The organism is Pseudomonas sp. GXM4 (assembly GCF_008923895.1).
Taxonomy (GTDB): domain Bacteria; phylum Pseudomonadota; class Gammaproteobacteria; order Pseudomonadales; family Pseudomonadaceae; genus Aquipseudomonas; species Aquipseudomonas atacamensis.
Map to the genome: position 1 here is coordinate 23820 of NZ_WBRZ01000009.1, position 24093 is coordinate 47912.

A 24093-nucleotide genomic window follows, 5' to 3' on the forward strand; every position below is an offset into this window, starting at 1 on the left:
CCAATAATCCCTGTGGGAGCGAGCCTGCTCGCGAAGGCGTCAGGTCAGACATTCTCTGCTGACTAATGCTCCGTCTTAGGGAGCAGGCTCGCTCCCACACTGGTTCAGTTCGAGTAGCGGTATTCCAGCCATGCCCAATACAGTAAAGCCACAGCACTGATCCCGCCTCCGAGAAAACACACCGCCACCCAGCCAGAGTGCGCATAGGTATACGTCGCCGCGATAGCGCCCAAACCACTGCCCATCGAGTAAAAGCACATATACGCACCGACCAGTCGGCTCTGCGCATCGGGCCGTGCGGCGAAGATCAGGCTTTGATTGGTCACGTGCACTGCTTGCACGGCGAAGTCGAGCAGGATCACCCCGACGGCCATCGCCAGCAGCGAACTGTCGACAAATGCGATGGGCAGCCAGGACAGCGTCAGCAGCGCCAGGGCGATGCCGGTGGTGCGATTGCCCAAGCCGCGATCGGCCAGGCGCCCAGCCCGTGCGGCGGCGAGCGCGCCCGCCACTCCGGCCAGACCAAACAGGCCGATCTGTGTGTGGGACAACGACAGGGGCGGGGCGCTGAGCGGCAGCACCATCGAGGTCCACAACACACTGAAGGCGGCGAAGATCAGCAGGGCGAAGATGCCGCGGACGCGCAGTACCCGCTCAGTCAAAAACAATTCCAATACCGAGCGCAGCAGTCGCCAGTAACTGCCCTGTGCGGGCGGTTTTAGGGAGGCGGGCAGGGTGCGCCATAACAGCAGGGCCAAGCCGATCATCATGACTGCCGAGACAAAATACACGCCGCGCCAGCCGGCCAGATCAGCCACTACGCCGGAAACGAAGCGCGCCAGCAAAATGCCCAGCACCACGCCACTGGTGACGGTGCCTACGGCGGCGCCGCGCTGTTCCGGACGAGCAAGGCTGGCGGTGCAGGCGACCACCACTTGCACCACCACCGCCAGCAGACCCACCAGCATCATGGCGCCGAGCAGCACTCCCCAGCTCTCGGACAGGCCCACGGCACACAGCGCCGTTGCAGACAACAGCAGTTGGCTGACGATGAGTTTCTTCCGATCGAGCAGATCACCCAGCGGCACAATGAACAGCAGCCCGACCGCATACCCGGCTTGTGTGGCCGTGACCACTACGCCGATTGCACCGGATGAAACCCCGAGGCTGGCGGCCATCGATTCCAGCAATGGCTGTGCGAAGTAAACATTGGCCACCGCCATGGCGCAGGTGATTGCAAAGAGAAAAGTCTGCAAACGACTCAGCCCGGTCGTTGCGCTGTCAGCTGCGGCTTGCGCATTGATCAGGGTTTGCGTCTGACACGGCATCCTTGCTTCCTCTTAGTGTGGTTTTGAATTGAAACCGAGGCGTTGATCTTTATTCATTCGGGTTGTTAAATGCAACCACATTCAATAGCCGATCCATCAGGAATCACATGGCCCGACAACAAACATTGGCGCAGAGCGAATGCCCGGTGGCCCGAACCCTCGAAGCCATTGGCGATCGCTGGGCCTTGATGATCATTCGCGATGCGTTCGATGACGTGCGCCGGTTCAGCGAATTCCAGAAACGTCTGGGCCTGGCCAAGAACATCCTCACGGTCAAACTGAAAATGCTCGTCGAGCTCGGCGTGTTGCAGATTCAGCCCGCGTCGGACGGCAGTGCCTACAAGGAATACGTGCTCACCGACATGGGCCGCGCGGTGTTCCCCATCGTGGTCAGCCTGCGGCAGTGGGGCGAGCGCTTTCTGTTTGCGGAAGGCGAGGAGCACTCGATTCTGCTCGACAACGAACGGGCCGAGCCCGTTGAAACCATTGTCGTACGCTCCAGAGCCGGTGCCGTGCTGAGCCCGGAGGATTGTCACCGACAGGTTGTCAGGCGCGGGCAGTGAAACCGGGCGGATAGCCGTGGCGCGTATCGATAGCCGCGCCTTCTCGTGACATGTCGGGTCGGCGTCTGGCGGGTTTTTGATCTAGGCTGTTTTCGATCCTCGATCAGCAGCGGTGCGCCGTTGCCATATTTCCAGCAACGCGATTACCGGAGTGCCTGATGAGCCTTTCACCTTTCCACCTCGCCATCCCGGTCTACGATCTTGCCGCTTGCCGGCGTTTTTACGGTGAAGTGTTCGGCCTGGAGGAGGGGCGGTCCAGCGCGCAATGGGTCGACTTCAACTTCTACGGCCACCAATTGGTGATCCACGAACAGCCGAAAACGGCTGCCCAGCAAAGCGTTAATAGCAACCCGGTAGACGGTCACGACGTACCGGTCCCGCACTTCGGCATCATTTTGCAGTGGGAGCAATGGGAAGCACTGGCCGAGCGACTGAAGTCATTCGGCACGCAATTCGTGATCGAGCCCTACATTCGATTCAAGGGTCAGGTCGGCGAGCAGGCGACCATGTTTCTACTCGATCCCTGCGGCAATGCGCTGGAATTCAAGGCGTTCAAAGACATGAGTCAGGTGTTTGCCAAATGATCACAGCGTAGTGGTCTGGCCGTTGCGATCGCGTTCATAAACCTTGTTGGCCTGCAGCTTCTCCTTCAGCCAGCGCTCGGCCGTGCCCAAGGGCCGTTGGCGCGCCCACAATAGATCGACGCCGATTTGCCAGTCGGTATGCGGGTACGCCGACAGCTGCAACTCGACCAGTTCGCCATTGCCCAGTTCACGCTGGATCAGCTGGCGCGGCAGGGTCGCCCAGCCGAGGCCGGCGCGGACCATTTCGAGCAGGGCCAGATAGCTTTCCGCTTGCCACAGTTGCGTCGAACGCAGGTATTCACTGCTCGGCAGTTTGCTGGCGTGCGCACTGAACGCCAGGCGCCGGTGCACGTGCAAATCGTCGAACGTGACGTTGTCCAGTTGCGCCAGCGGATGATCGGGATGGCAGACGTGCAGCATGATCAGTTTGCCCAGTTGCTGGAACGCCAGTTCCCGGGGATAGCCCGGCTGCGAAAACGCCACGCCCAGCACCGCCTCGCCACTGCTGACCAGTTCGCTGACATCGCCGTAGACCGGGTGGCGAATGATCAGATCGACAAACGGGAAGGCCTGCTCGAACGCTTGCAGCACCGGCATGATCGGGCCGTACGGCGTTTCAATCGCCAGGGTCAGGCTCGGTTCGACGCTATCCGAGAGGCAATCAGCGTGGGCCTCGAAGGTCATGCAGCGCTCCAGTACCGCTTCTGCCTGGACCAGTAATTTATGCCCGCTGGCGGTGAGGGCAGGGCTGCGATTGCGGCGGTCGAACAACTCGACGCCAAGGTCGGTTTCCAGATTGGCAATAGCCGCGCTGATGGTCGACTGCGTCTTGCCCAGCTTGCGCCCGGCGGCGGAGAACGAGCCGCTTTTCACCACTTGGACGAACATCAGCAACTGATCGAGTGAGAAGCGCACGCGGTGTACTCCGAGGTTGAGCGAGACGGCGATTGTGCCGCGTCTTTGCCATCGAAAAAAGCGATGGTTGCCAATTTGTTTCATCGTCAAAAACATTCAAGGATGACCCCGCGTCTTCGAACGCCGGGGCCGATTCTTTCTGTGCATCTGTCCCTGAGCGCCCGCGATTACAACCAACGCTGCCCCTTCAGGAGCTTGTGCCATGACTACACAACGCGTTCACCCGGTCGATGAGGTGTTGCCCCTGCGGCAGCTGGTCACCTTCGGTCTGCAGCATGTTCTGGTGATGTATGCGGGAGCGGTGGCGGTGCCGCTGATTCTCGGCAGTGCGATGGGGCTGACGTCGGCTCAGGTGGTTTTACTGATCAACGCCAACCTGCTGACGTCCGGTGTGGCGACGTTGATTCAGACCCTCGGCTTCTGGAAGTTCGGCGCGCGGTTACCGTTGATTCAGGGCTGCTCGTTCATTGCGCTGGCGCCGATGATCATGATCGGCAAGGAGTTCGGCCTCAGCCAGATCTTTGGGGCGGTGATCGCCGCCGGCTTCCTGACCATCGCACTGGCGCCGGTGTTCAGCCGCTTGCTGCGATTCTTTCCACCCGTGGTGATTGGCAGCCTGATCACCATCATCGGTATTTCACTGATGCCGGCGGCGGCAATCTGGCTGGGTGGCGGCAATCCCGATTCGCCTGACTTCGGTCGCCCGGCCAATCTGCTGCTGGGCCTGGCCACGGTCAGTGTGACGCTGATGATTTATGCGAAATTCAGCGGTTTCATCGGCAACCTCAGCGTGCTCATCGGCTTGTTTGTCGGCAGCCTGATCGCTGCCGCCTGCGGCATGACGCACTTCAATCAGGTCAGCGAGGCGGCGTGGTTCGAGTTGAGCGCGCCAATGGCGTTCGGTCCGCCCGAATTTTCTCTGGTACCGATTCTGATCATGACCCTGGCGATGCTGGTGATCATGGCCGAGACCACTGGCAACTGCCTGGCCATCGGCAAACTGGTCGGCAAACCGACTACGCAGCAGACCCTCGGCAACGCGTTCCGCGCCGACGGCTTGTCGACCATGCTCGGTGGTCTGTTCAACAGTTTTCCCTACAACGCCTTCACGCAAAACACCGGCCTGATTGCGCTTTCGAGCATCAAGAGCCGCTTCGTCGTCGCGGCCGCTGGCGCAATCATGGTGTTGATGGGCTTGTTCCCCAAGCTCGGCGCGCTGATTGCAGCGGTGCCGACGCCGGTGCTGGGCGGCTGCGCGATCGTCATGTTCGGCATGACCACGGTGGCGGGCATTCAGGAATTGTCACGGGTGCAGTTCGAGGGCACACGCAACGCCATCATCGTTGCGGTGTCGGTCAGCGTCGGCGTCCTGCCAATGTCGTTTCCTGCCCTGTTCGAACATGTCGGCCCGACGCTGAAACTGGTGCTCGACAGCGGCATTTTTCTCGGTGCGATCACCGCCATTCTGCTCAATGTACTGCTCAACAAACAAAAACCATCGACCGAAGCCGTCGGCGCATCCGCGGCCGAACTGGCTGACTGACCTTAGTCTTTTCCCACTGCCCAGGAGTTACCCATGAATCAATTCACTCAGCTTGTCCCGGCCGGCGTCAGCGATCTGGACCTGGCATTGCTGCGCCAGACCATCGCCCTGTCACAGGCGTCGAAACAACGTGGCCGGCACCCGTTTGCGGCGCTGGTGGCGGACCGCGACGGCAAGGTCATTGCCGAAGCGGGCAACAATTCGATGCCGCCGGAAGGTGATCCCACCCAGCATGCCGAACTGGTCGCGGTCGCTGCGGCGGCGAAGCGGTTGTCACCCACGGAGCTGGAGGCGTGCACGCTGTACACCAGCGCCGAACCTTGCTGCATGTGCGCGGGCGCGGTGTATTGGACCGGAGTCGGGCGAGTGGTGTATGCGTTGTCGGAACATGCTTTGCTCGGGCTGACCGGCGATCATCCGGAGAACCCGACGTTCTCGTTGCCGTGTCGCGAAGTGTTTGCCAGAGGGCAGCGCACGGTGAGCGTTTTCGGGCCAATGCTGGAGGCAGAGGCAGCTGAGCCGCATAAAGGGTTCTGGTCTTAGTTGTTATGGATCGTTCCCACGCTCCTGCGTGGGGACGCATCCCCTGACGCTCTGCGTCACTTTTACTTCGCCGGGATGACATCCACACATTCCCCAGCGGAATGCCCCCCATGAAATCATTGGATTTTTCTTCTCCACGCTCACCGCGTAGCGTGTCGCAAAGACAAGGAGAATCGCCATGACCCAACCCGCCACTGACGCCGCCGGCAAATTCGACACCTCCCGCGCCAATGAATATGCCCGGCAATGCCGCATTGCCCTGGCTGGCTACGATGCCTGTCACGACCTGTCGGCCTGCATGCTCGCCGCCAGCCTTGGGCAGTCGCGTCCGGCAAACGTGCTGGTGGTGGGCGCGGGGGGCACCGCGCAGGAAATCATCGCCATGGCCGCGCTGGAGCCGGATTGGCACTTCACTGCGGTCGATCCTTCAGGGCCAATGCTCGATGCTGCGACCGAACATCTGCGCGCCAATGATCTATTGCACAGGGTCCAGATACATCTCGGTCATGTCGAAGACTTGCCGGCCGACGCATCTTTCGACGCCGCCACCCTGATCGGTGTACTCCATCACCTGGGCGGTGATGAGGCCAAGCAACAAATACTGCGCTCCATTCAGGCCCGCCTCAAACCCGGCGCGCCATTGATCGTGGCCGGCAATCATTACGCTTACGCCAGTCAGCCGTTGCTGCTGCAAGCCTGGAGCCAGCGCTGGCGACAGCAGGGCGCAACCGCTGACGAGGTGCAGGCGAAACTCGGTAAGATTTTGCAGGGCGCTGATCCGCCGCACTCCGAGGCGGCGGTGCAGGCTTTGTTACATGGTGCCGGATTCGGCGATGCAACACGGTTTTTCAGCAGTCTGTTCTGGGGCGCCTGGCTGACGTGCAAGCTCAGCCAGGCGACCCGACTTGCCTAAGCCTCCGTCCAGTCCAGCGCTGCCGTCTCGCGCCATTTCACGTCGGTGATCCCATAACGCTCGGCCTGGGGTTTGGAAACCACTTTCAACGGTGGTTTACCCGGTTTCGGAATCGGCGCAATACCGGCGTCACAGCTCGCCCAATGCCAAGCGTCGGCGTTGCGCATACTCTTGGCGCGGATGACGAATGATTTTGGCTGGTCGTGATGTTTGTATTCGATGACGAAAATATCGGTGCTACGCATGAGTTCCTCCTTACGCTCATACGTAAATGATTTTGTCCGACAAGAAAAATTCAAAGGATTTTCTGGCCGGATGATCAGCGTCACTCAGCGCTCTAAAACGCGGTTCTTCATGAAGCCGCGCAGGTTCATCAGGAACAGGCAAAGCTGCAGAACGATCAGCGCGTAAGCCCCGGCATGGACGCCCCAGATCACCCACAGCAAATTGCTCAGACTGAAACAAACGAAGCCGCTCATGCGCCGTTGCGGTCGTTGCGAACCGATCAGCCACGCGGCCAGAACGGTGACCAGCATCGCCGGCCATTGCACCCAATCCAGACATGCCAACGCTCTGTCCTCTGCACAGATTTGTTTGATGCAGAAAGGGTACACAGCAACCGAAGGATGGTCACCGCCCGCACGGCTCTGCGTAGCAATGGCGGTGAAAAAGGTTTCGCCCGGCAGAAGCCGGGCGAAGATTTCAGGCGCGCAATCAGTAATCCCAAATCGCAGGTATCCAACGGAAAGCAGCACCATTGATCGCGACCCTACCCACCGAAGGGAAGGCCAGATGCGTGGCGACGAACAGCTCGCCGCTGGCGGCGGCTTCCTTGAGCATGCGCACGCGCACTTCCACCGATTTGGCCGGATCGTGTTCGAAACCGTTGTGCCAGTCGGGGTGATCGAACGCCACCGGGAACAATGCGTCACCGGCAAAGGTCAGGCGCTCGCCACCGGAGTTGACGTAGACCACGCAGTGCCCTGGCGTATGACCACCGGTGAGTTTTGCAACTACGCCAGGTGCAACCTGACATTCGTCTTCGAAGATGTGCAACTTGCTTTCATAGTGGTCGATGAACGCGTTGGCGGTGCTGCGCAGGACGTCTGGTACTGGTGCGGGCATGTCGGTGCTGGTGAAGTCTGGCGTGGACCAGAAATTCACTTCGGCCGCGGTGACGTGGATGCGCACGTCGTGACGCAGACGGCTCTTCACCGAGTCGACCAGCAGGCCGCCGATATGGTCCATGTGCATGTGCGTGATGACGATATCAGTGATGTCGGCGAGATCCACCCCGGCAGCGGCCAGGCGCTTGGGGAACTGCCCGGCACGCGGGAAACCGGGGAATTGGCCACCGAGGCCGGCGTCGACGAGGATGACTTGTTCGCCGCTACGCACCACCAGCACGTTGAGCGCCCAGTCGAAGGCGTCAGGGCCCAGATACATTTCCTTGAACCAGGCGGCACGGTCGGCGGGGTCGGCATTGGTTGACATGGTCTGGGTCGGCAACGGCAACACGCCGTCGCTGATCACCATCACGTCAATGTCGCCCAGGCGCAGGGCGTAGCGCGACGGCACCAGTTCTTCGCTTTGCGTTTGCAGGGCCACCGCGCGGTTGGCGGTGAAGGAATCCAGATGCAGGGTCATGGTGTTCTCCTTGTTTTCAGGGCTAAAGCGGAGGTGAAATCAGGCTACAGGGATCAGCGGATCGGCGGCCGCGAGGGCAGCGCGACGATCTGCGGCGGGCGGGTAGATCCACACCGTGTTGATCTGCGTCTTCAGCTCTTTGGCTTCGGCCTTCACCAGCTTCAGCTGACGATCCCAGCCTTCGGTGTATACCGCGCCCCAGGCGCCCAGATCCAGGCAAGTCACGTACTTGGGCTGGCGATACATTGTCGGAGCGACGCCGAGTAGATCGGCGGCGGCGTTGTTGCCGGCGTAGCGACCCAGGCTGATCGCGTGCTGGCAAGACATCGCAGCATAGTTGCCGAAGTCGTCTGTGGCGGCGCGAGCGACATCACCAGCGGCAAAGACGTGATCGATGCCGTGCACCTTGAGGTTGCCATCGACGTGCAGGCGGCCCTGGCCATCGCGTTCGGCGTCGAGTTGTTCGGTGAGCGGGCTGGCGCGGAAACCTACGGTCCAGATCACGGTCTGGCTTTCGATGTGGCGGCCATCGGCGAGGGTGACGCCATTGGCATCCACAGCGGCAACGCTGGCATCGACGATCCATTCGATACCCAGGTCATTGGACGCCTCGATGATCGACGGGCGAATGCCATCACCCATGGTCGCGGCGATGTCCTTGCTGCGATCGACAATGATCACGCGCAGGTCTTGATCCTCACCGAGGATCGCACGCAGGCGCGCCGGCATTCCCGTCGCAGTTTCAATCCCGGTGAAACCGCCACCCGCGACCACCACGGTGTTGCGCGCAACGCTGGGCGGTTGGTTGCCGAGGGCGATGAGATGACGTTCCAGACGCGCCGAGGATTCGATCTGATCGACATCGAACGCATGCTCCTTGAGGCCAGGCACCGGAGGCCGAGCGAGCTGGCTGCCGCTGGCGAGAACCAGCCGATCGTAGGCCAGTTCACCCGGACGCCCGGCCTCGTCGCGGTAGCCGACTCGGCGCGCCCGGGCGTCGATGCTTTCAGCGGTGCCTTTGACGAAGCGCACACCCACCGCATCGAACAGCGCGTCGAGCGGCGCGTACATGCTGTGCACGTCCGGCTCGTAGAAGCGCGGGCGAATACGCAATTCGGCTTGCGGGGCGAGCAGCGTGATCTCGACATCCTGACGGGCATGCATATCCAGCAAACGCGCAGCGCTCAGCGCACTCCACAGCCCGCCGAACCCTGCACCGATCACCAATAATTGCTGTTTCATAATGTGCTCCCTGACGCTGATGGATGGATGACACCCGAGTCTGATGCGGACTCTGGCGTGACGATCACTGGCCGCCGTAACTGCTTGCCGTACTGCCTGGCGCTCAATCGCCCGCTGTGTAGAGCCATGCTAGGGCGGGGAGGCTGCGAGCGCAGTTGTCCATCGGTGTGCGTGGGGTACGCATGGGTGGAAGGGGGGTATACGAAGGTATGGGGAAAAAGGATCAACCCAGCGCTTTTTCCAGGCAGGCGAGCAAACGTTCAGCCTGAAATGGCTTGGCCAGACACGCGATGACCCCGGGTACGCTGTTGGGCATTTTGCCCGCATGCGCCGACACAAAAATCACCGGCATCCGCCAGCCTTGCGCCCGCAGTGCATCCAGCATCTGCAAACCACCCATGCCCGGCATCTGAATATCGGAGATCAAACAATCAGTCTGCACCGGCCCGTCCGAGTCAAGGTAGTCCGCCGGCGCCGCATAGCAGAACACCTGATACCCCGACGCCCGCAGCAGGCTGCTCAGCGATGTGCGCATTGCCTCGTCGTCGTCCACTACCGCAATGACATGCGTCTTGTGCATAACGCTCCCGGGCCGGGCGGCCGAGCTGGTGACTCCTGTCGTTCTTGCACCATACGCTGATGGCCAGCGGGCAAAACTATACGTAGGTATAGCGGTTCAGCCATCGCGGCTGAAGCGACTGCGGTAGTCGCGCGGGGAGATCGACAGGTGGCGCTGGAAGCAGGCGCGCAGGCGTTCTTCATCGTTGAAGCCGCAGATGCGGGCGATTCGTTCGATTTTGTGCGGGGAGTTTTCCAGTAGGCGTTTGGCCGCTTCGAGTCGGAACAGCTCGAGCGCTTTCGACGGTGTGCGCCCGGTGCGCGCTTTATAGACCCGCGTGAAGTTGCGCAGGCTCATTGCGGCTTGCTCGGCGAGGCGCTCCACCGTCAGATTCGGATCGCCGAGGCGCTCCATGAGCCAAAGGTGCAGATCATCGAACATTGCAGCGTCCTGCGCCTGCGATTGCAGCAGCGTGCTGTATTGCGCCTGGCCGCCGGGGCGTTTGATGTACACCACCAATTCCCGCGCGACTTGCAACGTCACTTCACGGCCGCAATCGGCCTCGACCAGCGCCAGCGCCAGATCGATCCCGGCGGTGACTCCGGCCGAGGTCCAGACCTTGCCTTGCTGAATGAAGATCGCGTCGGCATCTACCTCGACCGCTGGAAAGCGATCGCGCAAAGCGTCGCACATCGCCCAGTGAGTGGCAGCGCGGCGGGCGTCGAGCAATCCGGCCTGAGCCAGCAGAAACGCACCACTGCACACCGAGACCACGCGGCGGGCGAGGTGAGCATGGTCCTGCAGCCAGTCGCTCAGTTCGCGGTGCTTCTCAAGGGTCTGGCAGATGTCAGGGGCGCCGGGCACGACCAGCGTGTCCAGCGCGGCGGTGTCGAGCGTGGTTAACGCTTGGGTGTCGATGGACAGCCCTTCGACGGTCTGGATCAAGCCACCGTTGAGGCTGGCGGTGTGCAGTTGATATCCAGACTGCCCGCGCTCGGCCATGGCTTTGCTCGCGGCCCAGAACACGGTTTGCGCACCGCTGAGATCGAGCAGGCTCAGGCGTGGGTAGGCGATGAACACCACGTCGCGCGGAGCCGTTGTAAAAGCGGGATGAGTGGACATCGCGGGCCTGCCTGTTTGCAGCGCTGGCGGCGGACTGCCTCAGCCTGGCCGATTTTCAGGGGTTTCTGGCCGGCCGGCAATGGCGCTGACTGTTAGCCTGATTGCTGACCGTCCGGCAGGTGTCTGGATGCGGTGGCCATCCTGAACTAGATTTATTGACCAGCCCAACGCGTGCTGCGATCTCGCCGAGGAGACACAATGACCTTGTGGTCGCATTCCAGCCCTGCGCAAAGTCCCGGCGTGCTCGGCGAGCCAGTGGTGTACGTGGTCGATGACGATGCCTCGATGCGCCAGGCGCTCGACAGCTTGCTGCGCTCGATCGGCCTCCAGGTGCAAACCTTCGACAGCGCCGGAGATTTTCTCGCGCAAGCGCAACGTGAGGTACCCGGTTGCCTGGTGCTCGACGTGCGCCTGCGCGGCGAAAGTGGCCTGACGTTTCAGGAACAGATGGAAAAAAACGGCTTGCGCATCCCCGTGGTGTTCATGACCGGCCACGGCGACATCGCCATGAGCGTCAAGGCGATGAAGGCCGGCGCGGTGGATTTTCTGGCCAAGCCGTTCCGTGATCAGGACATGCTCGACGCCGTGGCCAGTGCGTTGGCTCGCGACCGTGCGCGGCTGGCAGCCGAACACTCCGGCGCCGTTTTGTGTCGGGCTTACCAAACCCTGACCGCACGTGAGCGCGAAGTGCTCGGCTTCGTCATTGCCGGGCTGATGAACAAACAGATTGCCGGACAGCTCAACCTCAGCGAGGTCACGGTCAAGGTCCACCGTGGCCAGGTCATGCGCAAAATGGCCGCACGTTCAGTGGCCGATCTGGTGCGTATCGCAGAAGCGCTGGGCATCGAGCCTGTCCAGCGCAACCCCTGAGCGCTGGCGACGTGCAACTCACCGTGCGGCAAAAAACCTGAGCAGTGTTGACGCAGATGGCCAGCAGAAAACAGATTTTGTGGGACGACGGCGAGCGGGTGCTGTCCCGTGAGCGCGGTTCGAATGATGGCAGCCTACTGGCGGTGCGTCCGGCGATGGGCCAGCCATTGCCGAGCACCCTGGAGCGTCTGGCGCATGAATACAGCCTCAGGGACGACCTCAATCCTGCCTGGGCGTTGCAGCCGACAGCTTTCGAGCGTACGGGCACCCGAGTTCGTCTGCTGTTCGACGATCCGGGCGGCGAGCCGTTGTCGCGGTTGCTGGTCGCCCCGCTGGATATCGAAACCTGTCTGGAATTGGCCACGAACATCGCCAAGGCACTGGGCCATATGCATCAGCGTGGTCTGGTGCACAAAGACCTGAAACCGCAGCATGTTTTTGTCCATTGTCATGATGGGCAGGCGCGGCTGACCGGCTTCGGCCTGGCCACGCGCTTGCCACGGGAGCGGCAAGCGCCCACGCCACCGGAATCTATCGCCGGGACGCTGGCCTACATGGCGCCGGAACAAACCGGGCGGATGAATCGTTCGATCGATTCGCGTAGTGATCTGTATGCCTTTGGCGTGACGCTTTACCAGATGCTCACCGGCTCGCTGCCGTTCAGTGCAAATGACCCGACGGAGTGGGTGCATTGCCATATCGCGCGGCTGCCAATGCCCGTGTGTGAACGGGTGGCGACGGTGCCGCCGATGTTCTCGCGACTGGTCATGAAACTGCTGGCGAAAACGGCCGAGGAACGCTATCAGAGCGCAGCCGGTGTCGAGCATGACTTGCGCCGTTGCCTCGATGACTGGCGCCGTATGCGGCAGATCGAGACGTTCACGTTGAACGAGCAGGGCGCCTGGGAGCGCTTGCTGATTCCGGAAAAACTCTACGGCCGCGAACACGAAGTGCAAACGTTGATCGATGCCTTCGCCAATGTGGTGCAGACAGGCGCGCCGACACTGGTGCTGGTATCCGGCTATTCCGGCATCGGCAAATCGTCGGTGGTCAGTGAACTGCACAAGGTGCTGGTGCCGTCGCGTGGCTTGTTCGCCGCCGGCAAGTTCGACCAGTACCAGCGCGACGTGCCTTATAAGACCCTGGTTCAGGCCTTTCAGGGGCTGGTGCGGACGCTATTGGGTAAGCGCACCGACGTACTGGCGGGCTGGCGCGAAGCACTGTTGCGGGCACTGGAAGCGAATGCGCGGTTGATCACCGATCTGATCCCCGAACTCAAGCTGATCATCGGCGAGCCGCCGCCCGTGCCTGAGTTGGAGCCGCAACAGGCGCAGCAGCGGTTCCTTCAGGTCTTGCAGCGTTTTATCGGCGTGTTCGCTCAGGCCGAGCATCCGTTGGCGCTGTTCCTTGACGACCTGCAATGGCTCGACGCGGCCACCCTTGATCTGCTCGAAGATATGCTCAGTCGCGCAGAGACCCCTCATCTGCTGCTGGTCGGTGCTTATCGCGACAACGAGGTAGATGGCGATCACCCACTCAGCCGCACACTCAAGACCCTGCATCACGCCGACGTACACATTGACGAAATTCGTCTGGCGCCACTGGCTGGCGCGCACATCGAACAACTGATCAGCGAGTCACTGCGCTGCCCGCCGGCGAGCATTGTCGCGCTGGCGCGGCTGGTACTGGACAAGACCGCTGGCAATCCGTTCTTCGTCATCCAGTTTCTGCACGCCCTGGCCGAGGAGAAGCTGCTGACATACGAGCCTGCGCGCCAGCGCTGGCGGTGGGATGTGCACCTGATCAACGGTAAGGGCTACACCGACAATGTCGTCGATTTGATGGTCGGCAAACTGGCGCGGCTGCCCCAGGAAACCCGCCAGGCGCTGCAACAACTGGCCTGCCTGGGCAACGTCGCGCGTCTCGACACGCTGGCCACAGTCCTTGATGTGCCGGTGCCTCACGTTCACTCCGCATTGTCGCCGGCGGTGCGGCTGGAGTTGGTCGAGCGTCAGGACGGTGCCTACAGGTTTGTGCATGATCGCATCCATGAGGCGGCGTATTCGCTGATCGCGGAAACCGAACGGGCGCAAATGCACCTGCGCATCGGCCGGCTGCTGGCACTGCAAACCCAGGGTGAGCGGCGCGAGGAGGCGATCTTCGAGATTGTCGGCCAGCTCAATCGCGGTGCGCATCTGATCAGCCTGCGTGCCGAGCGCGAGCAGCTGGCCGAGTTCAACCTGCTCGCCGGCCAGCGAGCGAAGGCCTCGACCGCTTATACCTCAGCACTGACCTATCTGGGCGCCGGCGCAGAACTGTTGGGCGAGCAGGGTTATGACAGTCGGCATGAACTGGGTTTCGCTCTGGAGCTGAACCGTGCCGAGTGCGAATTTCTCACCGGCCAACTGCAGCTTGCCGACTCGCGCCTGGCGACATTGGCCGAGCGCGCCGTGACCACCGTCGAGCGCGCGGCGGTGGCGTGCATGCAGATGGATGTCTACTTACTGCTCGATCGCAGTGACCGGGCGGTGACGGTGTGTCTGGCCTTTCTGCGTCAGGTCGGCATCGATTGGCCAGCGCGTCCGGACGATATTCAGGTGCGCGACGAATATCAGCAGGTCTGGACCAGGCTGCGCGGGCGCAGTATCGAGCAGATGATCGACTTGCCGCTGATGGAGGATCCTGCCGCGCGGGCCACCCTCGATGCGCTGGGCAAACTCTTCGCGCCGGCGGTGCAGTCGGATCTGAACCTCGCCAGCCTGACCATTTGCAAAGCGATCAGCCTGAGCCTGCAATATGGCAACTGCGACGCCTCCTGCCTGCTCTATGCCAACTTCGGGCGCGTGTCGGGGCCGCGTTTTGGCGACTATGCCGCTGGTTATCGATTTGGCCGTCTGGGCTGCGATCTGGTTGATCGGCGCGGGCTCACGCGTTATGAAGCGAGCACTTGGTTGTGCTTCTCGATCTTCGTGGTGCGCTGGATGCGGCCAGTGCGCGAGTGCCGCGAACTGTTGCGCCGTGCGCTCAACGCGGCCCATCGCAGCGGCGATCTGCCGTATGCAGCGTTCGCTGGAAACAGCCTGATTTCCGATCTGTTGTTTATCGGCGAGCCGCTGGCCGAGGTGCAGGCGCAAGCGGAATCAGGGCTGGTCTATGCACAAAAGGTCGGTTTCGGTCTGGTGGCGGATTTCATGCGCTGCCAGTTGACGCTGATCCGCATGCTGCGCGGGCAGACGCCGACGTTCGGCTGTTTCGACGATGAGGGGTTCGATGAAACAGCTGTCGAAGCGCATCTGGCCGGTTCGGCGGATCTGGCGCTGGCGCGCGGCAAGTACTGGGTACGCAAGTTGCAGGCGCGCTATCTGGCCGGGGATTACGCGGCGGCCGCTGAGTGCGCGGCCCAGGCGCAGGGACTTTTGTGGGTGGTTTCGGCGTTTTTCGAGGAGGCCGAATACCATTTCTACGCGGCTTTGACCTTGGCGGCCCACGGCGAAACTGACGCCGGTGCTTTGCAGCGTCTGGGTCAACATCATGAACAGTTGCAGACGTGGGCGCGCTTGTGTGCAGAGACCTTCGCCAGTCAGGTGGCGCTGGTCGGCGCGGAAATGGCGCGCGTCACCGGGCAGTTGCTCGAAGCCGAATTGCAGTACGAGCAAGCCATTCAATTGGCTCAGGACAATGGTTTGCTCCATATCCAAGCGCTGGCCAACGAACTGGCCGCACGGTTCTACAGCGCTCGCGGTCTGGCCAGGATATCCCGCGTCTACCTGCGCGACGCACGTTATGCCTATCTGCGTTGGGGGGCTGCTGGCAAGGTGCGGGAGCTGGAGCGACGTCATCGTTTTCTGCGTGCCGAAGAGGCGCAACCGAATCCGGTCACCACGCTCATTACGCCAGTTGAACATCTCGACTTGGCAACGGTGCTCAAGGTCTCTCAAGCAGTCTCCGGCGAGATCGTCCTGGACCGTTTGATCGAAACGGTGATGCGCACCGCGATCGAACAGGCCGGGGCCGAGCATGGCCTGCTTATTTTGTTGAACGCCGACGTTCCCTATGTCGCTGCGCGAACCCGTATCGGCGACGGTGCCACGCAGTTGTGCAACGCGCCGCTGCACACGGTGGCGCTGGCAGAGTCGGTGCTCTACCAGACGCTGCGCACCGGCGAAAACCTGTGCCTGGACGACGCGGTTGCCGATCCGCTGTTCGCCGCTGATCCATACGTTCAGCAACGAGGCGCGCGCTCGATCCTTTGCCTGGCATTGATGAATCAGGCGCGGGTCGCCGGGGCGCTGTATCTGGAAAACAACCTGTCCGCCGGGGTGTTCAGCCCGACGCGTCTCGCCGTGTTGCGCCTGGTGGCGTCGCAGGCAGCGATCTCGCTGGACAACGCGCGCCTGTACCGCGACCTCGCCGAGCGAGAAGCGAAGATCCGTCGGCTGGTCGACGCCAACATCATCGGCATCATCGTCTGGGGCGTGGAAGGGGAAATCATCGAGGCCAACGACGCGTTCCTGCGCATGGTCGGTTACACCCGTGATGAGTTGCTTTCGGGCAATGTCCATTGGCGTGACATGACCCCGCCGGCGATGCGCGCTAACAGCGATATTGCACTGGCAACGGCGATCCACACCGGCCGGGCCCAGCCATTCGAAAAGGAGTACATCCGCAAGGACGGCAGTCGGCTGCCGGTGATTGTCGGTCTGGCCGCCTTCGAAGCGAGTCAGCAACAGGGCCTGGCCTTTGTGCTGGATATCAGCGAACGCAAGCTGGCTGAAGAGCAAGTGCGCGAAGGCGAGCGTCGTTATCGTCAGGTGCAAACGGAACTGGCCCACGCCAATCGTGTGGCAACCATGGGCCAGTTGGCCGCATCGATTGCCCACGAAGTCAATCAGCCGATCGCCGCCACGGTGACCCATGCCAATGCCGCGTTGCGCTGGCTCGGTGCAAAGCCACCAAATATCAACGAAGTCGAGCAGGGCCTGCGGCATATCATTCTCGACGGCAACCGCGCCGCCGACGTACTCGGGCGCATCCGCGCGCTGATTCACAAAACGCCACCGCAGCGTCAGCCTGTCAGCCTCAATCTGCTGATTGAAGAAATGGTCGGTTTCAGCCGTGGCGAAGCGCTCAAGCACGGCGCCGAAGTCAGCGTTGAGCTGGCGGCAGATTTGCCTTTCGTAGTGGCGGACCGGGTCGAACTGCAACAGGTGCTGCTTAACCTGATCATCAACAGCCTCGAAGCCATGACGATCATGGCAGAGGGGCAGCGACGTCTGCTGATTCGCAGTGAGGCGCTGGGTGATAACGTGCACATCAGTGTCAGCGATTCAGGGCCGGGCTTTGCCTGCGAGCGGGCGGAGCAAGTGTTCACGGCGTTCTACACGACCAAATCCACCGGGCTGGGCATGGGCCTGTCGATTTGCCGCACGATCATTGAAGGACACGGCGGCAAATTGTGGGCCGAGCGCAATGAGCCGAGCGGGGCGCGGGTGGTGTTTGGCTTGCCGCGTTGTGAATGAACATGATCAACAGCCAGGCTACCCGGGCATTGAGCCCGGGTGTTTCTGTCGGTGAGTTCAGGCCACCGGAATAGGATTTTCCAGCAGCGACAGGTTGAACTGCTCGATCAACCCATGCTCGTTCGCGCCCTGGTTGGCTCGCAGCGGCAAGACTCGGTCAACCAGCACTTCGGTAGTGGCGGTTTCCAGCTTGATCAGGGTTTCCTCGATAAACTCGCCCAGCGGCATGGCGCGCTCGTCGCCGCTCTTGTGAATCAGGTCGGTATCAACCCAAGGCGGCGCGATTTCCAGGACCTTGACGCTGGTGTCGCGCAGCATGAAACGCTGCGACAGCGAGTAGGAATGGATCGCCGCTTTGGTCGCCGAATATAGCGCCGTGGTCGCCAGCGGCAGGTAGGCCAGCACCGAGCTGTTGTTGATGATGTAGGCCTCGGGCTGGCGCTTGAGGTGTTCGACGAACGCCGCGCTGACGCGCACTGGGCCGAGCAGGTTGGTCTGCAACAGACCGACGGCCTGTTCATCGTTGAAGTCGCCGGAACCCGCGTTGTCGAAGGGCATGATCCCGGCGTTGTTGATGATTACGTTCAACGACGGATGGCGGCGGATGACTTCGGCGGCGACGTCCTTGATCTGCTGCGCATCGTTGATGTCCAGCTGCACGGTGTCGATGCCCGGATTCGCTTGGGCAATCTCTGCCAGCAGGGTCTGGCGACGACCAGCGATGATGACCTTGTTGCCGCGCTGATGCAGGGCCTCGGCCAGTGCGCGGCCGATGCCGGAAGTGCCGCCGGTGATGAAGATCGTGTTGGCTTCAAGTTTCATGAGCTGCGTCCCGCGAGTGGATTGATTGGTATGCAAGCCATGATGGAGAAAACCTGCTCCGACCTGAATGACGTATGTGGTAGTGTTTCAGGACATTCAACAACGGAGCGCGACCATGCATCGAGTCGGCTATCTGCTCACGGAAGGTTTTCAGGTCATGGCGCTGGCGACCCAGTCGGTGTTCGAGTTCGCCAACATCGTCACCGGCAAAGCCGTGTACAAGGTGCAGAACTTTTCCCAGGCCGGCGGCATCGTCAGCTCCTCGCTGGGCTTGCACGTCGATACGTTGCCACTGACGCAGGCGGGGCTGGCCGACAGTTGGCTGGTGGCTGGCACGCTGACTCCGCTGACGCCGCCCGATGCTGACGTGCTGCAAAGCGTGCGCGGGCTCGCCGACGGCGCACGCCGCGTGGCCGGCATCTGCACCGGCTCGTTCGTACTGGCGCAGGCCGGAGTGCTGGATAACCGCCGCGTGACCACGCACTGGGCGTTCGCCCCGGCGCTGCGCAGGATGCATCCGTCGGTGAATGTCGAGGACGACCGCATCTTCATCATCGACGGCCCGGTGTGGACATCGGCGGGCATGACCGCTGGTGTCGACATGGCGCTGGGTATGGTCGAGAAGGATCTGGGCAGCGAAATCGCCCGCTCGGTCGCCCATCGACTGGTGATGCATCAGCGTAGGTCCGGAGGGCAGTCGCAACATTCGGAATTGCTGTCGCTGTCGCCCAAATCCGACCGCATTCAGAGTGCGCTGGATTACGCGCGCAAGCACCTCAATCGCCCGCTGAGCGTCGAAGAACTGGCCGAAGTGGTGCACTTGAGTCCGCGGCAATTCACCCGCGTTTTCACCGCCGAAACCGGCCAGTCACCAGCCAAGGCGATAGAGAGCCTGCGCCTGGAAGCGGCGCGTTTGCTGATCGAGCAGAGCAGTCACAGTCTGGATGTAGTCGCCAGGGAAACCGGGTTTCGTGACCGTCGGCACATGCGCGAGGTGTTCATGCGCGGCTTTGGCGTGCCGCCGCAGGCGGTGCGGCGGGATTCGCGGCGGATGGTGTGAGGCTCGTGTTGGTTAATCAACGTCCCAATACCAAGGAGCGAGCCTCCTCGCGATGACGTCCGCCCATTCACCGCCACATAAACAGAAAACCCTCAGCCCGTTTAAACAGTTACTCCAGCCTTAAGCAAACGGCTACAACGCCTTGCGCCATTCCCTACGACTACGCCAGAATCCGCCGGCTTGTGCGTCTGCCGTTCCCTCCGTAACTTGATTCCTGTCACTGCTCATCAGTGATCGGGTCTGCAAGCCCGTCGGAAATCAGTCGCATAGCCCTGCCAAGGACACTCGTTCGTGTCCGCTCAATGGCGGCTTTGTGCGGGAGACCTTCGGGTCTGCCGGGTTCCTGATTTCCCGGTCTTGCAGACCCGCACACAGCTGCCACCCATCATCTGCAAGTGATGTTGGTAGCTCCAGACGAATAATCAGGAGTTTCACCATGTTCAAAGTCACACCCAATCCCCCAACCACCGACCCCGCATCGCCCTACGAATCCTGCGGCTCGAAAAAGCTTCACGAAGCCGCCGAACGCGCCCTCGATCACTACCTCGGCCCCGCCGAAATCCTGGCCAGCACCAACACTCCGGAACAGATGTTCCTCGCCAATCCGAAATACGACACCGAATCCCTGCTGGCCAACGCCAGCGAATCCCTCGGCTCGGCCACCACCATGCTCTACGACTTCGCCGCGCTGCTCGACAACCCGCGCCGCAAGACGCTGCTGGGCATTGCCCAGGTCGTCATGCTCGGCGAAATCGCGGTAAATCAGGCGTTGGATAAAGTCGAAATAGCCAAATGACCCGCAATGCGACGAGCGCAAAACCTCGTCGCAATCCCCGGGCGCACGATGGCTGGCACACGGCCACGGCTTGCACCACCCGGGCTCGACTGTCACCCTTCGGGCCGTTCTTCAAGGATCAGAACAAGGAATCAAGGATTGAGTGGTTACGTTCCAAACCCGCCGAAAAACTACCGCTACGAACAAGGTCGAACGTTTCTGCGAGCCGGGGGAGGGAGCGCCAGCGGCGCTGAACCAAATGACGACAAAGAATCCGCGCGCGGTTGGGAGGTACGGGGAAACCGGTTATTGGCGCAGATCTGCTCAAGCGAATTTCGTACGCTGGCAATCTATGTACGCCCTGCCATGACCACAAGCACCAGACTCAGAACGCTGGCGAAATTCTTACGAACGGAGCTGGAGGTAACTGCGATTTATCTCTACAGGGGTGAAATAGGAAGCTATGCCCAGGTAGACCTCGAGAGCCTGCAATTCTGCTGATTCGGTATCGAGCCGGGGGCGATAAGCAGGACTCGCCAACCAGGAGTCCCGCCACCACACCCCCTCAAACCTCAGCCTTCACCCCAACCTTCACCGCAGCCTTCCGATACGTCAGCAAAACAATCCCGCTCACCACAATCACTCCCCCCACGATCTGCCCTCTGCTGAGCATTTGATCCAGCACAATCCAGCCCATCAACAATGTCGCCAGTGGTTCGATATTCATCACCGGGGCGTTGCGTGGCATGTCCAGTCGGGGCACGGAAATGAACAACACAATGAAGCCGGTCCCATAGAGCACGACAAGCGTGGCAAGGGCCAGCCAGCCGGTTGAAGTGGCGGGGAGGTTGAGTCCGCCGGGGAGGGCGCCGGTCAGGCCGGCCAGGTTGACGCTGCTGAACACGATGAAGATAGTCAGCAGGCTGCGCACCGAGCCGCGCACTTGCGACAGCTTGTGATCAGTGATCCACAGCGCGCAGGCGAATACGCTGGCGGCGCAGAAGGCGAGTGCAACGCCCAGTAGCCATTCCGGACCGACGCTGGCGCTGTCTGACAGACGTCCGGGGACGTCCAGTACGAACACCAGCCCGACGAGAATCAAGCCCATCAACATCGCGGTGCGCGCGCTTGGGCGTGGGCCGCCCAGCGCCCAGGTCAGCAAGGCGAGCAGGATCGGAAACACGTTGGCCACCAGCAGCGCCAAAGCGACCGGGACCCGCGCGACAGCGGAGTACAGACACAGGCTCTGCGCAGTAATCAGCAGGCCCAACAACAGTTGCCAACGCCATGCGCCTGTCGGCAGGCGCAGACTTTGCCGCTGCCACAGGACGAGAATGGCCAGCACCAGCAAGGTCCCGCCCGAGCGCATCAGAATCGCCAGCAACACGCCCGCGCCATCATCAAAAGCGACCCGTGCCGCGACGTGGTTGCCGGCGAACGCACAGCCCATGCACAACAGAATGATCACGGCGAGATATCGAGGGAAGGGCGGGGGGACGGTTGGCGCAAACTCAGGACGGGACATGGCAGATCTCAAAAATGATAGCCACTCGGGGTGGCTCAGGTTTTAATTATGTTGTCGTACAACTGCCCGATTTGTACCGTAATCGAGCAGACGCGGCAAGCTAGAAAGGCTTGAAAGACCGCGTAGGCGTGATGCTGGTTGAGTTTCAGAGGTCGTATAACTTGCTTTTAAGCCCGAGCATCGAGGAGAGCGGCCCAACCATCCTCCCGAGCCTGACCGACCAGGAAATCCACAAACGCCCGGGTTTTGGCTGGCAGCAGTTTCTGGCTGGAAAAGTACAAATAGATCTGTCCCGCATCGACATGCCAGCCCGGCAAAACCCTTTCCAGCGTGCCGTCCCGCAGATAAGGCAGCACATCCGGAACCGCCAACAGCGCAACCCCCAATCCCAAGCGCGCGCACTGACACAGCGCTTGCGGGTCGTTGACCAAAAGGCGCGGCGCCAACTCCAGCGGTGCCCGTTGCCCGTCGGGGCCTTGCAGCATCCAGCTACGCACCTTGCCGGTCTGTACCGAGCGCATGGCCAGATGATCCAGCGTCGCCAGCTCTTCGATGTGCCGGATGCGCTTGTGTGCCGAGAGGTATTCCTTCGATGCCACCAGAATCAGATGCGCCGGGGCGATGGCTCTGGCGACCACACCTTGCGCGAGTTCGATGCCGCCGCCGATAGCCGCATCAAACCCGTCCGCGATGAGATCGACCTGGCGATTGTCGACGTGCCATTCAGGGGTCACGGCGGGGTATTGCTTGAGAAACTCGGGCATCAGCGGCAACAGAAAATCCCTGGCGAAACCGGGTGCTGCGCTCAGACGCAAAAGCCCTGAAGGCTCTCCGGCATTGCCGGCCACGTCGGCAATCGCCGCTTGAACACTTTCCAATCCCGAACCGACGTTGGCCAGAAAGCGCTCTCCCGCTTCGGTCAGCGTGAGTTTGCGCGTGCTGCGCTGAAACAAGCGTACGCCGAGGTTTGCCTCCAGCTGCGCGACATTGCGGCTGACCGCCGCGGGTGTCAGGCCCAGGCGCCGCGCGGCGGCAGAGAAGCTTCCCGCCTCGGCGCTGCGCACGAATGAGAGCAAATTGCCTAAGGTTTCCATCTGCGCACCTTCAACGAATGATTGAAAGTGATTCTAGTAGGCTTCGACTACTGGTGGAAGATCAAAAGGCGTCTCATAGCCTCATCAACTCCAACCACCCAGAGGCTCGACCATGAACACTTCTACGCTTCCACTGACCGGCAAAATCGCCATCGTGACCGGAGGCTCACGCAGCATCGGCGCAGCAATCGCCAAGCGGCTCGCGGCAGATGGCGCCACCGTCGCTATCACCTACAACGCATCGCCAGATCGCGCCGAAGCGGTCGTGCAGGAAATCGTTGCGGCGGGCGGCCTGGCTGTGGCGCTGGCGGCCGATGCGGGCAATCCCGAGGCTGTACGTGCAGCGATTGCCGAGGTTGCACAGCGTTTTGGCAAGATCGACATTCTGGTCAACAACGCTGGTATCAGCCTGCTTGGCGCCCCGGAGGACATCGCCTTCGAGGACTTTCAACGCATCCTTGCGGTGAACGTGACCGGCGTCTTCGTCGCCACTCAGCAAGCGCTCAAACACATGGGGCAGGGCGGCCGCATCATTCACATCGGCAGCTCAATGGTGCAATACGCGGCGTTCGCTACCGCCTCCGTCTACACCCTGAGCAAAGGTGCGCTGACCGGTTTCAGTCGTGGACTGGTGCGCGATCTGGGGCCGCGCGGCATCACTGTGAACACCGTCCATCCCGGCCCGACCGACAGCGACATGAACCCGGCCGACGGGCCTATTGCGGACTTCCTACGCCCGAACATCGCCATGGGGCGGTACGGAGAGGGCAAGGATGTCGCCAGTGCGGTGGCGTACCTGGCCAGTGCGGACGCCGGGTTTGTCACCGGTGCAGAATTAATCGTCGACGGCGGCTTCACAGCGTAAGGAGAGCATCATGACTATCAGCATCATTGGTACAGGCTCCATCGGCACCGCCATCGCTCGGTTGCTCGTCAACGCAGGCCTGCCGGTCAGTCTGGCCAACAGCCGTGGGCCGCAGAGCCTTGCCGGTTTGGTCGACGAATTGGGTCCACTCGCACAAGCGGTGACGGCTCAGCAAGCCAGTCAGGCGGACATTGTTTTTCTGGCGGTGAACTGGTCGAAGATCCCCGACGCGGTACGCGATCTCGGGCCTTGGGATGGACGTATCGTGATCGACGCCAACAACCCGATCGAGGCGCCACTGTTCAAACCGTTCGATCTGGGCGGCCAGCCGTCTTCGCAAGTGGTGGCGCAGATGCTGCCCGGTGCGCACGTGGTCAAGGCCTTCAACCATTTGCTCGCGGCTCTGCTGAGCGATCCCTCCGCCGAGGGCGGCAAGCGGGTGCTGTTTTATTCCGGTGAAGATGCCGCGAGCAAAACCAAAGTTGCAGAGCTGATTACTCAACTGGGTTTTTACGGCATCGACCTGGGCGGTGTGCAGCAGGGAATGCTTGCGCAGTTTCCGGGCGGACCGCTGCCAGCCTTGAACCTGGTCAAACATGGTTGA

At 61.5% G+C, this 24093-nt stretch carries 22 protein-coding genes; 11 read left to right on the plus strand and 11 right to left on the minus strand.

The genetic code is table 11. The annotated features are described in order from the left end of the window. Positions 1-104: 104 nt before the first annotated feature. Complete coding sequence (locus F8N49_RS02950) at positions 105-1328, minus strand: MFS transporter (protein ID WP_151550756.1); 1224 nt, start codon at positions 1326-1328, stop codon at positions 105-107. 107 nt (positions 1329-1435) lie between these two features. Between F8N49_RS02950 and F8N49_RS02955 the strand changes: the two genes are divergently transcribed. Both F8N49_RS02955 and F8N49_RS02960 read left to right on the plus strand, forming a co-directional pair. Then, the gene (locus F8N49_RS02955; RefSeq protein WP_130888629.1) at positions 1436-1891 is read left to right on the plus strand and encodes a helix-turn-helix domain-containing protein; all 456 of its coding nucleotides are present in this window, start codon (positions 1436-1438) and stop codon (positions 1889-1891) included. 158 nt (positions 1892-2049) lie between these two features. Beyond that, on the plus strand, positions 2050-2475 hold the full coding sequence (locus F8N49_RS02960; protein ID WP_073475213.1) for a VOC family protein: 426 nt from the start codon (positions 2050-2052) through the stop codon (positions 2473-2475). Here the strand turns inward: F8N49_RS02960 and F8N49_RS02965 are convergent, their stop codons facing one another. Further along, on the minus strand, positions 2476-3390 hold the full coding sequence (locus F8N49_RS02965; protein WP_151550757.1) for a LysR family transcriptional regulator: 915 nt from the start codon (positions 3388-3390) through the stop codon (positions 2476-2478). A 202-nt stretch (positions 3391-3592) separates the two neighbouring features. On the opposite strand from F8N49_RS02965, the gene F8N49_RS02970 reads away from it, so the two are divergent. The 3 genes from F8N49_RS02970 to F8N49_RS02980 all read left to right on the plus strand — a co-directional run bounded on the left by F8N49_RS02970 (position 3593) and on the right by F8N49_RS02980 (position 6389). Continuing rightward, the gene (locus tag F8N49_RS02970) at positions 3593-4933 is read left to right on the plus strand and encodes a nucleobase:cation symporter-2 family protein (RefSeq protein WP_151550758.1); all 1341 of its coding nucleotides are present in this window, start codon (positions 3593-3595) and stop codon (positions 4931-4933) included. 33 nt (positions 4934-4966) lie between these two features. Continuing rightward, positions 4967-5476 (plus strand): nucleoside deaminase, encoded by a 510-nt coding sequence (locus tag F8N49_RS02975; protein ID WP_016774265.1) that lies wholly within the window; start codon positions 4967-4969, stop codon positions 5474-5476. A gap of 178 nt (positions 5477-5654) precedes the next feature. Then, positions 5655-6389, plus strand: coding sequence for a class I SAM-dependent methyltransferase (locus F8N49_RS02980; RefSeq protein WP_151550759.1), 735 nt, complete (start codon positions 5655-5657; stop codon positions 6387-6389). Here F8N49_RS02980 and F8N49_RS02985 read toward each other — a convergent pair. The 6 genes from F8N49_RS02985 to F8N49_RS03010 all read right to left on the minus strand — a co-directional run bounded on the left by F8N49_RS02985 (position 6386) and on the right by F8N49_RS03010 (position 10959). Beyond that, positions 6386-6634 carry a DUF6555 family protein gene (locus tag F8N49_RS02985; protein WP_016774267.1) on the minus strand — a complete coding sequence of 83 codons (249 nt, stop codon included), beginning with the start codon at positions 6632-6634 and terminating at the stop codon, positions 6386-6388. The two genes, F8N49_RS02980 and F8N49_RS02985, sit on opposite strands and share 4 nt — an antisense overlap. A gap of 84 nt (positions 6635-6718) precedes the next feature. Next, positions 6719-6925 carry a hypothetical protein gene (locus tag F8N49_RS02990; protein ID WP_050977883.1) on the minus strand — a complete coding sequence of 69 codons (207 nt, stop codon included), beginning with the start codon at positions 6923-6925 and terminating at the stop codon, positions 6719-6721. Between the two features lie 178 nt (positions 6926-7103). After that, complete coding sequence (locus F8N49_RS02995) at positions 7104-8036, minus strand: MBL fold metallo-hydrolase (protein ID WP_016774269.1); 933 nt, start codon at positions 8034-8036, stop codon at positions 7104-7106. 39 nt (positions 8037-8075) lie between these two features. Beyond that, positions 8076-9278: an NAD(P)/FAD-dependent oxidoreductase gene (locus F8N49_RS03000; protein WP_073475203.1), complete on the minus strand. Its 1203-nt coding sequence runs from the start codon at positions 9276-9278 to the stop codon at positions 8076-8078. 223 nt (positions 9279-9501) lie between these two features. Further along, a complete protein-coding gene (locus F8N49_RS03005) occupies positions 9502-9858 on the minus strand; it encodes a response regulator transcription factor (RefSeq protein ID WP_151550760.1) in 357 nt (118 codons plus the stop codon). Between the two features lie 96 nt (positions 9859-9954). Then, the gene (locus tag F8N49_RS03010) at positions 9955-10959 is read right to left on the minus strand and encodes a GlxA family transcriptional regulator (RefSeq protein ID WP_110645792.1); all 1005 of its coding nucleotides are present in this window, start codon (positions 10957-10959) and stop codon (positions 9955-9957) included. 198 nt (positions 10960-11157) lie between these two features. Here F8N49_RS03010 and F8N49_RS03015 point away from each other — a divergent pair, with 198 nt between their 5' ends. Then, complete coding sequence (locus F8N49_RS03015) at positions 11158-11829, plus strand: response regulator transcription factor (RefSeq protein WP_016774275.1); 672 nt, start codon at positions 11158-11160, stop codon at positions 11827-11829. Positions 11830-11885: 56 nt separating this feature from the next. Then, entirely contained in the window at positions 11886-17348 is a 5463-nt protein-coding gene (locus tag F8N49_RS03020; RefSeq protein WP_151550761.1) for an ATP-binding sensor histidine kinase, read from the plus strand. A 57-nt stretch (positions 17349-17405) separates the two neighbouring features. Here F8N49_RS03020 and F8N49_RS03025 read toward each other — a convergent pair whose 3' ends face one another. Next, positions 17406-18170: an SDR family oxidoreductase gene (locus F8N49_RS03025; RefSeq protein ID WP_071171898.1), complete on the minus strand. Its 765-nt coding sequence runs from the start codon at positions 18168-18170 to the stop codon at positions 17406-17408. Positions 18171-18285: 115 nt separating this feature from the next. Between F8N49_RS03025 and F8N49_RS03030 the strand changes: the two genes are divergently transcribed. Both F8N49_RS03030 and F8N49_RS03035 read left to right on the plus strand, forming a co-directional pair. Then, positions 18286-19230, plus strand: a complete 945-nt coding sequence (locus tag F8N49_RS03030) for a GlxA family transcriptional regulator (protein WP_122699069.1) — start codon at positions 18286-18288, stop codon at positions 19228-19230. Positions 19231-19666: 436 nt separating this feature from the next. Further along, the gene (locus F8N49_RS03035) at positions 19667-20026 is read left to right on the plus strand and encodes a DUF6124 family protein (RefSeq protein ID WP_151550762.1); all 360 of its coding nucleotides are present in this window, start codon (positions 19667-19669) and stop codon (positions 20024-20026) included. A gap of 544 nt (positions 20027-20570) precedes the next feature. Here the strand turns inward: F8N49_RS03035 and F8N49_RS03040 are convergent. After that, positions 20571-21530, minus strand: coding sequence for a DMT family transporter (locus F8N49_RS03040; RefSeq protein WP_073475186.1), 960 nt, complete (start codon positions 21528-21530; stop codon positions 20571-20573). Between the two features lie 167 nt (positions 21531-21697). Next, on the minus strand, positions 21698-22624 hold the full coding sequence (locus F8N49_RS03045) for a LysR family transcriptional regulator (protein WP_151550763.1): 927 nt from the start codon (positions 22622-22624) through the stop codon (positions 21698-21700). 112 nt (positions 22625-22736) lie between these two features. On the opposite strand from F8N49_RS03045, the gene F8N49_RS03050 reads away from it, so the two are divergent. Together F8N49_RS03050 and F8N49_RS03055 are read left to right on the plus strand one after the other, a co-directional pair. After that, positions 22737-23489: a 3-oxoacyl-ACP reductase family protein gene (locus tag F8N49_RS03050; RefSeq protein ID WP_073475182.1), complete on the plus strand. Its 753-nt coding sequence runs from the start codon at positions 22737-22739 to the stop codon at positions 23487-23489. A gap of 7 nt (positions 23490-23496) precedes the next feature. Beyond that, entirely contained in the window at positions 23497-24093 is a 597-nt protein-coding gene (locus F8N49_RS03055) for an NADPH-dependent F420 reductase (RefSeq protein WP_205884329.1), read from the plus strand.

Coding starts and splice junctions, on each gene's coding strand:
- F8N49_RS03045 (WP_151550763.1), bottom strand. CDS start 22,624: ATGGAAACCTTAGGCAATTTGCTCTCATTCGTGCGCAGCGCCGAGGCG.
- F8N49_RS02950 (WP_151550756.1), bottom strand. CDS start 1,328: ATGCCGTGTCAGACGCAAACCCTGATCAATGCGCAAGCCGCAGCTGAC.
- F8N49_RS03050 (WP_073475182.1), top strand. CDS start 22,737: ATGAACACTTCTACGCTTCCACTGACCGGCAAAATCGCCATCGTGACC.
- F8N49_RS02990 (WP_050977883.1), bottom strand. CDS start 6,925: ATGCTGGTCACCGTTCTGGCCGCGTGGCTGATCGGTTCGCAACGACCG.
- F8N49_RS02985 (WP_016774267.1), bottom strand. CDS start 6,634: ATGCGTAGCACCGATATTTTCGTCATCGAATACAAACATCACGACCAG.
- F8N49_RS03020 (WP_151550761.1), top strand. CDS start 11,886: ATGGCCAGCAGAAAACAGATTTTGTGGGACGACGGCGAGCGGGTGCTG.
- F8N49_RS03025 (WP_071171898.1), bottom strand. CDS start 18,170: ATGAAACTTGAAGCCAACACGATCTTCATCACCGGCGGCACTTCCGGC.
- F8N49_RS03015 (WP_016774275.1), top strand. CDS start 11,158: ATGACCTTGTGGTCGCATTCCAGCCCTGCGCAAAGTCCCGGCGTGCTC.
- F8N49_RS02955 (WP_130888629.1), top strand. CDS start 1,436: ATGGCCCGACAACAAACATTGGCGCAGAGCGAATGCCCGGTGGCCCGA.
- F8N49_RS02975 (WP_016774265.1), top strand. CDS start 4,967: ATGAATCAATTCACTCAGCTTGTCCCGGCCGGCGTCAGCGATCTGGAC.
- F8N49_RS02995 (WP_016774269.1), bottom strand. CDS start 8,036: ATGACCCTGCATCTGGATTCCTTCACCGCCAACCGCGCGGTGGCCCTG.
- F8N49_RS02980 (WP_151550759.1), top strand. CDS start 5,655: ATGACCCAACCCGCCACTGACGCCGCCGGCAAATTCGACACCTCCCGC.
- F8N49_RS02960 (WP_073475213.1), top strand. CDS start 2,050: ATGAGCCTTTCACCTTTCCACCTCGCCATCCCGGTCTACGATCTTGCC.
- F8N49_RS03000 (WP_073475203.1), bottom strand. CDS start 9,278: ATGAAACAGCAATTATTGGTGATCGGTGCAGGGTTCGGCGGGCTGTGG.
- F8N49_RS03005 (WP_151550760.1), bottom strand. CDS start 9,858: ATGCACAAGACGCATGTCATTGCGGTAGTGGACGACGACGAGGCAATG.
- F8N49_RS03035 (WP_151550762.1), top strand. CDS start 19,667: ATGTTCAAAGTCACACCCAATCCCCCAACCACCGACCCCGCATCGCCC.
- F8N49_RS03040 (WP_073475186.1), bottom strand. CDS start 21,530: ATGTCCCGTCCTGAGTTTGCGCCAACCGTCCCCCCGCCCTTCCCTCGA.
- F8N49_RS03030 (WP_122699069.1), top strand. CDS start 18,286: ATGCATCGAGTCGGCTATCTGCTCACGGAAGGTTTTCAGGTCATGGCG.
- F8N49_RS03010 (WP_110645792.1), bottom strand. CDS start 10,959: ATGTCCACTCATCCCGCTTTTACAACGGCTCCGCGCGACGTGGTGTTC.
- F8N49_RS02970 (WP_151550758.1), top strand. CDS start 3,593: ATGACTACACAACGCGTTCACCCGGTCGATGAGGTGTTGCCCCTGCGG.